Origin of the sequence: Tardiphaga sp. 42S5 (assembly GCF_034044155.1) — a bacterium.
Taxonomy (GTDB): domain Bacteria; phylum Pseudomonadota; class Alphaproteobacteria; order Rhizobiales; family Xanthobacteraceae; genus Tardiphaga; species Tardiphaga robiniae.
On record NZ_CP139027.1, the window covers coordinates 3,218,787 to 3,226,726 of the forward strand.

The 7,940-nt window shown below is 59.6% G+C and carries 5 protein-coding genes; all 5 read left to right on the plus strand.

Annotation, left to right across the window (positions count from 1 at the left end; all coding sequences use genetic code 11):
- Positions 1 to 290 precede the first annotated feature (290 nt).
- The 5 genes from SFY93_RS14900 (at position 291) to SFY93_RS14920 (ending at position 7,329) form a co-directional block, all read left to right on the plus strand.
- Positions 291 to 1,874, plus strand: coding sequence for a TolC family outer membrane protein (locus SFY93_RS14900; RefSeq protein ID WP_320443653.1), 1,584 nt, complete (start codon positions 291 to 293; stop codon positions 1,872 to 1,874).
- 216 nt (positions 1,875 to 2,090) lie between these two features.
- Positions 2,091 to 4,277, plus strand: a complete 2,187-nt coding sequence (locus SFY93_RS14905) for a type I secretion system permease/ATPase (protein WP_320443654.1) — start codon at positions 2,091 to 2,093, stop codon at positions 4,275 to 4,277.
- Positions 4,264 to 5,598: an HlyD family type I secretion periplasmic adaptor subunit gene (locus SFY93_RS14910; protein WP_320443655.1), complete on the plus strand. Its 1,335-nt coding sequence runs from the start codon at positions 4,264 to 4,266 to the stop codon at positions 5,596 to 5,598. The genes SFY93_RS14905 and SFY93_RS14910 overlap by 14 nt, the downstream gene beginning before the upstream one ends.
- Before the next feature lie 224 nt (positions 5,599 to 5,822).
- Positions 5,823 to 6,860 carry a transglutaminase-like cysteine peptidase gene (locus tag SFY93_RS14915; protein ID WP_320443656.1) on the plus strand — a complete coding sequence of 346 codons (1,038 nt, stop codon included), beginning with the start codon at positions 5,823 to 5,825 and terminating at the stop codon, positions 6,858 to 6,860.
- Between the two features lie 124 nt (positions 6,861 to 6,984).
- Positions 6,985 to 7,329, plus strand: a complete 345-nt coding sequence (locus SFY93_RS14920) for a hypothetical protein (RefSeq protein ID WP_089268234.1) — start codon at positions 6,985 to 6,987, stop codon at positions 7,327 to 7,329.
- The last annotated feature ends 611 nt before the right edge of the window (positions 7,330 to 7,940 follow it).

The window sequence follows — 7,940 nt, forward strand, 5'->3', positions numbered from 1 at the left end:
TTTCCATTTTACGAAATAGCGATGATTGCCACAATTGGGCGCGCTCTGGCCGGCCCAGCGCGCATTCATCGTCCTAGGGGCAGTTCTGCCACTCACGAAATCGTGTTAACCTGTTGTTAGGCATTGATAAATAGCTGAAATCAGGACCGAAAATGACAGTGCCGTGACGGATAAGCGGGCCGTGCCGCCTCCGGACGAGGTAATGCATTCTTGCAACAATGAGTCAGTTTTCGATCCAAAATGTGGCTTTCGGATTGCGGCAAGTTCCGTTTCTTGTTAGCGCTCAATCCATGAAGCAGATCGCAAAGATTTTCCTTGTAGTTGTATTGCTGGGATCGAGCGGCAAGTTCGCTCATGCAGCCGAACCATTTTTCATTCTTGACGCCATCAATCAGGCGGTAAAGACGAACCCAGGTGTCGGCGAGGCGTCTGCCAATCGCCGCGCCACTGAAGCGGAACTTCGCCAGAGCCAAGGTACTTTGCTGCCTCAGATCAGGCTGCAGGCGAATACCGGTCCCGAGATGTTGAACCGGGCAATCGTTCCTGCGCCGGCCGGCAATGGCTCCTATGTCAACGGCAGCGAGGCGTCGGTAACGGTGCGTCAGCTGGTGTTCGACGGCTTTGCGTCAATCAACGACATCTGGCGTCAGGCTGCGCGCGTCGATGCTGCGGCGTTCCGGGTGCTTGAACGGACCGAACTGATCGCGCTCGATGCGGCTGAAGCCTATGTCGATGTGACCCGCTATTTGCGTCTGGTCGCGCTTGCCGAACAAAACCTCAAGGTTCATCTTGAGCTGCGCGCCAATGTTCGTGCGCGTTTCGCTGGCGGTCGTGCCGGTGAGGGCGATACCCAGCAGGCGGAAGAGCGGGTGGCTGCAGCAGAAGCCGTGTTGTCGGATTTCCGCCTCAGCCTCGATTTTGCGCGCGCCAAGTATCGCAAGACCGTCGGTCTTGAGCCGTTCAATGTGCGTTTCCCCGGTCGCCTGCCCGATATGCCAGCAACCAAGAACGAGTCGCTCGACGTCGCCTTCAAGTACAATCCGACGATCCGCGCCGCCGGTGCAGATGTCGATGCGGCCAAGCGTGCTTTCGACTCGACCGCAGGCGCATTCGTTCCGAATGTCGCCCTGGAAGGCCGCGCGCTGCGCGGCAAGGATTCGATCACCTATCCGGGTAACCGTGACGAAGTCAGCGGCAAGGTCGTTGTCAGCTGGGATATCTTCCGCGGCGGTCAGGATGCATGGAAGCGCGCCGAAGCAGGCGAACGCATGATCGAGCAGCAGCAGCGCCATGCACGCCTGCAGCGCGATGCGCTGGAGTCGCTCGACAAGGCGTGGGCTGCGCGGACGATCACGACGGAACGTGCAGCAGCGCTGGTGCGTGAAGTTGAAGCCGCTCGCCGTACTTTCGTGGCCTACAACAAGGAATATGAGCTCGGTCAGCGCACGCTGATCGATCTGCTGAATTCGCAGAATCAGTACTTTAACGCCAACGTCTCGCTGGTGTCGGCACGTGGCGTCACCGTGTTCGCCGACTATCAGTTGCTCGCGGCGATGGGGCAGTTGCTGTCCTATCTGAAGACCGGCAAGCCGCCGGAATCTGAGCCGATCGAGAGCCGTGCATCCGGCCTGATCCCGTATCGCCTGCCACCGATCCTGCTGACGGCGCCGGAGCCGGGATCCGAGCCGCTCAATACGGTTCTGCCCTTCCGAACCTGGAATTCGCCTTTCGCGCCGGCGCTGGAACCGAAAGTCGTGCTGTTCGGTGATCGCTGGGCCTCGCAAGATCTGTCGAACGCCAACGCATTGTTCGTGACATCGGGCCAGGTCGGGCAGGGCGGCGTGTCGGCCGATGCTTCTGCGGGGCGCCGTTAACCAGTTAAGTACGCAGATTCATAATCCGCGGTCGGGTTTACCGTAAGTTCAGCAATTCGTCTGAACCGCGAAATAGTACAGGCGCTCCGCAAGGATCGCCTGTAAAGCTGGCAAGTCATATTTTGTAAGGCCAGTAGATCCGCGCACGGGTCATACAAGGCGCCTGGAATTTCCGAGGCCGCATTGAACATTCGCTCACCCCAGTTCGATATTGCAATGGACCTGCCGGCTGCGCCCGTAGCGGAGGTCGAGCATCAGCATACTGATCCGTTAACGGACAGCTTGCTTTATCTCGCCGCTCACCACGGCAGAGCTGTCAGCCGCAGTGCACTGCTTGCCGGTCTCCCGGTTGAGCGCGGCGTGCTGACAACGGCACTGTATGAGCGTGCCGCGCAGCGGGCAGGCCTCGAGGCCGAACTGAATGAGCGGCCGCTCAAGGATATTCCTGCGCTGGTCCTGCCTGCTGTGCTTCTGTTTCACGATGGTTCGACGCGGATTCTGCGCGGCATCGATCTGGCGAGTGGCCGTCTGACACTGGCAACCCCCGTCGGTGACGGTGCGATCGCCATGGAGCGCATCGAAGCCGTCGAAGAGAGATATGCCGGCTTCGTCTATTTCGTCCGTCCGGCGTCCGTCAGCGATCCGCGCGCTGTCGCCGCCGGCGATTTGCCGAAGGCGCACTGGTTCTGGTCCGTCGTCAGCCGGTTCGGCTCCAACTACAGCCACGTCGCCATTGCAGCTTTCATCGTGAACATGCTGGCGCTCGCCGCGCCGCTGTTCACCATGAGCGTGTATGACCGCGTCATCCCGAATGGCGCAATCCCGTCGTTGGTCGCACTTGGTATCGGCCTGTCGCTGGCGATCGCTTTCGACTTCTTGCTCAAGGTGGTCCGCAGCCGCATCATCGACATGACCGGCAAGAAGATCGACGTGGTGCTGGCGTCGAACATCTTCGAACATGTGATGGCGCTGAAGATGGACAAGCGTCCGCCCTCGGTCGGCATTCTCGCCAATCAGATGCGCGACTTCGACTCGGTGCGAGAATTCTTCACGTCAGGCACGGTTGTGTCAGCGACCGATATGATATTCGCGATCATCTTCATTGCGGTGCTCTTCGTGATCGCCGGGCCGCTGGCCTGGATCCCGCTGGCGATGCTGCCCGTCATGATCCTCGTCGGTCTCTTGATCCAACGGCCGCTTGATCGTGCAATGAAGCGCCTGCAGGCGGAATCGGCCGCACGCCACGGCATCCTCATCGAGTCGCTGAACGGCATCGAGACCGTTCGCGCTGTCGCCGGTGAAAGCCGCGTGCAGACAGTGTGGGAACGCTCGGTCGCAGCGACGGCGCGCTCCAGTGAAGGCGTCCAGTTCTGGTCGTCGCTGGCGATGACCAGTGCGAGCGTGGCGACGCAGCTGTGCAGCCTGTTGCTGGTCGTGGTCGGCGTGTTCCTCATTCTCGACGGCAAGCTGTCGGTCGGTGCGTTGGTTGCGGCCAATATGTTGTCGGGCCGCATTCTTGGTCCCATCGCGGGCATCGCGGCCGTGATGACGCGCGCGACACAAACCATGTCGGCCCTGCGGTCAATCGATCGCCTGATGGCGACAGAGCGCGAGCGGCCGCCGGAAAAAATCTTCGTGGCCCGCGAGATCACCAAGGGCAGCATCGAATTCCGCAATGTCAGCTTTTCCTATCCGAACAGCCCGGCCAAAGCCCTCGACGGCATCTCTTTCCACGTGAAGCCTGGCGAGAAGATCGGCATCATCGGCCGGGTCGGCTCAGGCAAGACCACGGTCGGTCGTCTGGCGACGGCGTTCTATCCGCCGAGCGAAGGCAGCATCCTGATCGACGGCATCGATATCCGGCAATACGATCCGGCGGACCTACGCGCTGGTATCGGTTTCGTGCTGCAGGATACCGATCTGTTCTACGGCAAGCTGCGCGACAACATCACGCTGGGCCGTCCCGATGCGACCGATGAGGAAGTGCTCGCGGCTGCACGGCTGTCCGGCGTCGAGACCTTCATCGCCGGTCACCCGCAGGGCTACGATATGATGGTTGCCGAAGGCGGCCGTAGCCTGTCGGGCGGCCAGAAGCAGGCGATCGGCCTCGCGCGTGTACTGATCCGCAAGCCGCGCGTGTTGTTTCTCGACGAACCCACGGCGCATTTCGATGTGCGCAGTGAAGGTGAATTCCTCGATCGCCTCAAGACGCTCGCCAAGGGTGAGATGTCCATTATCGTCTCGACGCATCGCCCGTCGCTACTGTCGCTGGTCGATCGCATTCTCGTGTTCGACAACGGCAAGATCGTCGCCGACGGTCCCGCCGATCAGATACTGACGCGCTTGCGCCCGCAGCCGCAGGCTCCTCAAGCAGCGGGGAGGCCGGTCAATGTCGCAGTCTGATTTCGCATTTTCGAACGACGTTCGTGCAGCCATGGAAATGCGCACGCCGCGCACGGCGCGGATGTTGTTGATGACCGTCACCGGTCTGCTCGTCGTGTTCCTGCTCTGGGCGCATTTCGCCGTGCTGGATGAAGTGAAGCGCGGCAACGGCAAGGTGGTGCCGTCGCGCCAGACCCAGGTGGTGCAATCGCTCGAAGGCGGCATCATCAGCGAATTACTGATCCAGGAAGGCGCCATCGTCAGGAAAGATCAGCCGCTGGCGCGCATCGAAGATACCAACTTCGCGGCGCAGTTTGGCGAAATCCGCGAGCGGCGCGGTGCCATGGCTGCCCGCGTGATCCGATTGGAAGCAGAGACCTTCGGCAAGTCCAGCGTTGAGTTTCCGGAAGATCTCACGAAGCTTGCACCGCGTGCGGTTCAAACCGAACGCAGCGTGTTCGACGCCCATATGCGCAAGCTTGCGCAGGACATCGACGTGATTGCCCAGCAGGAATGGCAGAAGAAAAAGGAAATCGACGAGCTCCGTGCGTCGGAAACCCGCTTCTCCGAGACGCTGACGCTGCTGACCCGCGAAACCTTGCTGACGCGCCGGCTCTATGAGCAGAAGGTCGTTCCCGAGATCGAGATGCTGCGGTCCGACCGGCAGGCCACCGACATGCGCGGCCAGCTCGCGGTGGTGCAGGCAACCATGGTCAAGACCGAGGCCGCCGTGAAGGAAGCGCAGTCGCGACTTCTCAATATCACCACGGCATTTCGTTCCACGGCGGAAGATGATCTCGCGAAATCGCGCGGCGATCTCGCGGTGCTCGACGAAAACATCAAGTCCGCGCAGGATCGCGTTCGGCGCACCGAACTGCGGTCGCCGGTCTACGGCATCGTTAACAGACTCAACGTCACCACCATTGGTGCGGTCGTTGCACCAGGCGCCAGCGTGATGGAGATCGTGCCGCTTGAGGATACGCTGCTGGTCGAGGGGCGCATTCGTCCGCAGGACATCGCCTTCATCCGTCCGGACCATGAGGCGGTGGTGAAGCTCAGCGCCTACGACTCTTCGGTCTATGGATCGCTTCACGGCCGGGTCGAACGTATCAGCGCCGATACCATCACCGACGAGAAGGGTGACAAGAATGAGCGCGGCGAGACGTTCTACCGCGTCATGGTGCGCACCGAAAAGAACCATCTCGGCACTGCCGAGCAGCCGCTGCCGATCATTCCCGGTATGGTGGCGACAGTAGAAGTCCTGACCGGCAAGAAGTCGGTGCTGGATTATCTCGTGAAGCCTGCGCGCATGCTGCGTGACGAGGCGTTTCGCGAACGCTGATAGCGCTACGGAGCATCTCCGCTGCTCCGTATGTTACCTTGCTCCCAGTCCATTAGAGTCAACGAACTCTTAAAACGCAGGCTTCGCTAAAATTCGAGCGAATGCGTTGGTAGGCGATTGAGCGCGTTCAACGACATACAAGCCCAGGTTGACGTGTTTTAACCGGCCTGAAGCAGCCCTCGATTTATCCCTGATGCCACAAGATCCGGACGGGGATCGACGCAATGACGTCGGCCGATGCTCCGGACAACGGGGCGTCAGTCATGTTGCGTATCGATCAGACGCGGGCATTCCCGCGTGCGCTGGGGTTCGTGCTCGCCGGTGTCGTAAGCGTCAGCGCTTGCGATGGAGCATTTGCAAAGTCACGCGCGAAGAAGACGGTGCTTGAACGCCTTGTCATGGATACGCCGAACGCGGGCATGACCGCGCCGCCGGTTCGGTTCTTCACGATCAACCAGGTGCTGGCCAAGCGTGACAGCGAGAACCGTGCAAAGCCCGGCAATATCGAACTCGCATCCTTGGACGCGTCGCAGGGATCAGATGCCAAGGTGATCAGCGATGCGCCGTCTCCGGCCGCGATCCTGCCTGCCACCAGCGAGGAGCCGTTCGGCCTGTTCACGTTCCGCGCGCCTGAAGGGCTGCTATGGACGAAATGGCGCGGTGTGGAAGCGCGTATGCGCGCCGACTTGAAATCGATCGAGGATTGCAAGGCTGATAGCGAGAACTGCGCCGCCGGCGCGCGCAAGTTTGTCGCCGTCACGCGTTCCGCCGCCGAGTTGGGTCTGCGCACACGCGTCGAGGCGATCAATCGCGACGTCAACTATGCGATCCGCTATGTCGGAGACTATCAGCAATATGGCGTCGCCGATCTGTGGAGTTCGCCGCTCGAGACGCTATCTGCGGGCATCGGCGATTGCGAAGATTATGCGATCGCCAAATTCGCCATGCTCGTCGCAACGGGTGTGCCGGAGGCCGATATCAAGATGATGCTGGTGCGCGACATGGCGGTGCGCCAGGACCATGCGGTGCTGACCGTCCGTGTCGATGGCCGCTGGCTGGTGCTCGACAATCGCTACTCCCGACTGTCGGAAACGCGCGATCTGCCGCATTTCATGCCGCTTTTCGCTATCGACCACAAAGGCGTCAGCCTGTTCGCCGCGCCCTATGCTACGCGTCCGCATCATGAGAGCGAGACCGACATGTTGCCCGCGGCCGAGGTGGACGGCTTCGGCGGGGGCTCTTCCTTGCCGCTGGCGCTCTGAGATAGTTCGACAACACAACGTCGACAATCGGCCTGATATCGACGTTTTATGCGCTTCGCGATCTTGTACTTCCGTGCATCTTGGGCTCTTAATGCGCCAGGGTGAGGTCGACGAGGGGATTGAGATGCGCTTCAAGCACACGCTGTTGGGTTTGTTGGTGGCTGCCGGAATGGCTTCCGGTGCAACTGTCTCGCATGCCGAAGGCCTGCTTCCAGGCGCTGCCTTCTCCGTCGATTGTCAGAATGGGGCGGTCTACAAGCTGACCTCCGGCCGTGTGACCTTTCCGGGTGATATCGTCACCGGCCATCTGTACCTGACCCCGCACCGTGCAATGCCTGTTCGCCTGATCCCGATGGGTGAGGGATATCGCTATGCAGGCCGTGGCGTATGGCTGGATGGCATTCGCGAGCACGCGCTGTTGTATCGGGCCAAGTATAGCCCGGTCGCGTGCGTCGTTACCCGCATCTAGACTTTTATCCTATCAATTATCTCCTGCGATAGCAGTACTGCGATAGCGAGTTGCGCATCTGCGCAACTTGCTGACTCACGTCTGTGTCCGGAGAACAAGTCCGCGATCCCAGAGATTCGCGGAATGCGCACGGCAAATGGCGACCCTGCCATCTGACCGTGACACGAATGCGCTTTAAGCAACTGTCCCATTTCGAAATTTACTCGCGAAGGGCGATCACCACGCGGCTGTTCGCGCCGCTGTCGATATCGGCCCGCGAAAGCAAATTCAGGCGCCCGTCCAATATTGGCGGACGTGCCTGTGGTTGTGAGCTGATTTCGTTGTTCAGTGCGATATGAGAAGTCATCTTACAAAGTATAAAATAAGTCGTTTTTTCGAATACTTTCTTATTTTTACAATAGATACGCCGCGATTTGTGGATTTTTCCGGGCAGTCCCAAAAATAGACTGTCTAAATGAAGTATTACTTTCGAATTGTTCATCTTTATTAATACGCTGTTTCATTTTTGAACTTAACCAATGCAACGAAAACGCTTCAAATTTTACAGGTATTCATTGACGTCTCTACGTTCTTAAGAATATTTTAACCCTCGCAGGACTTGGACGTTTTTC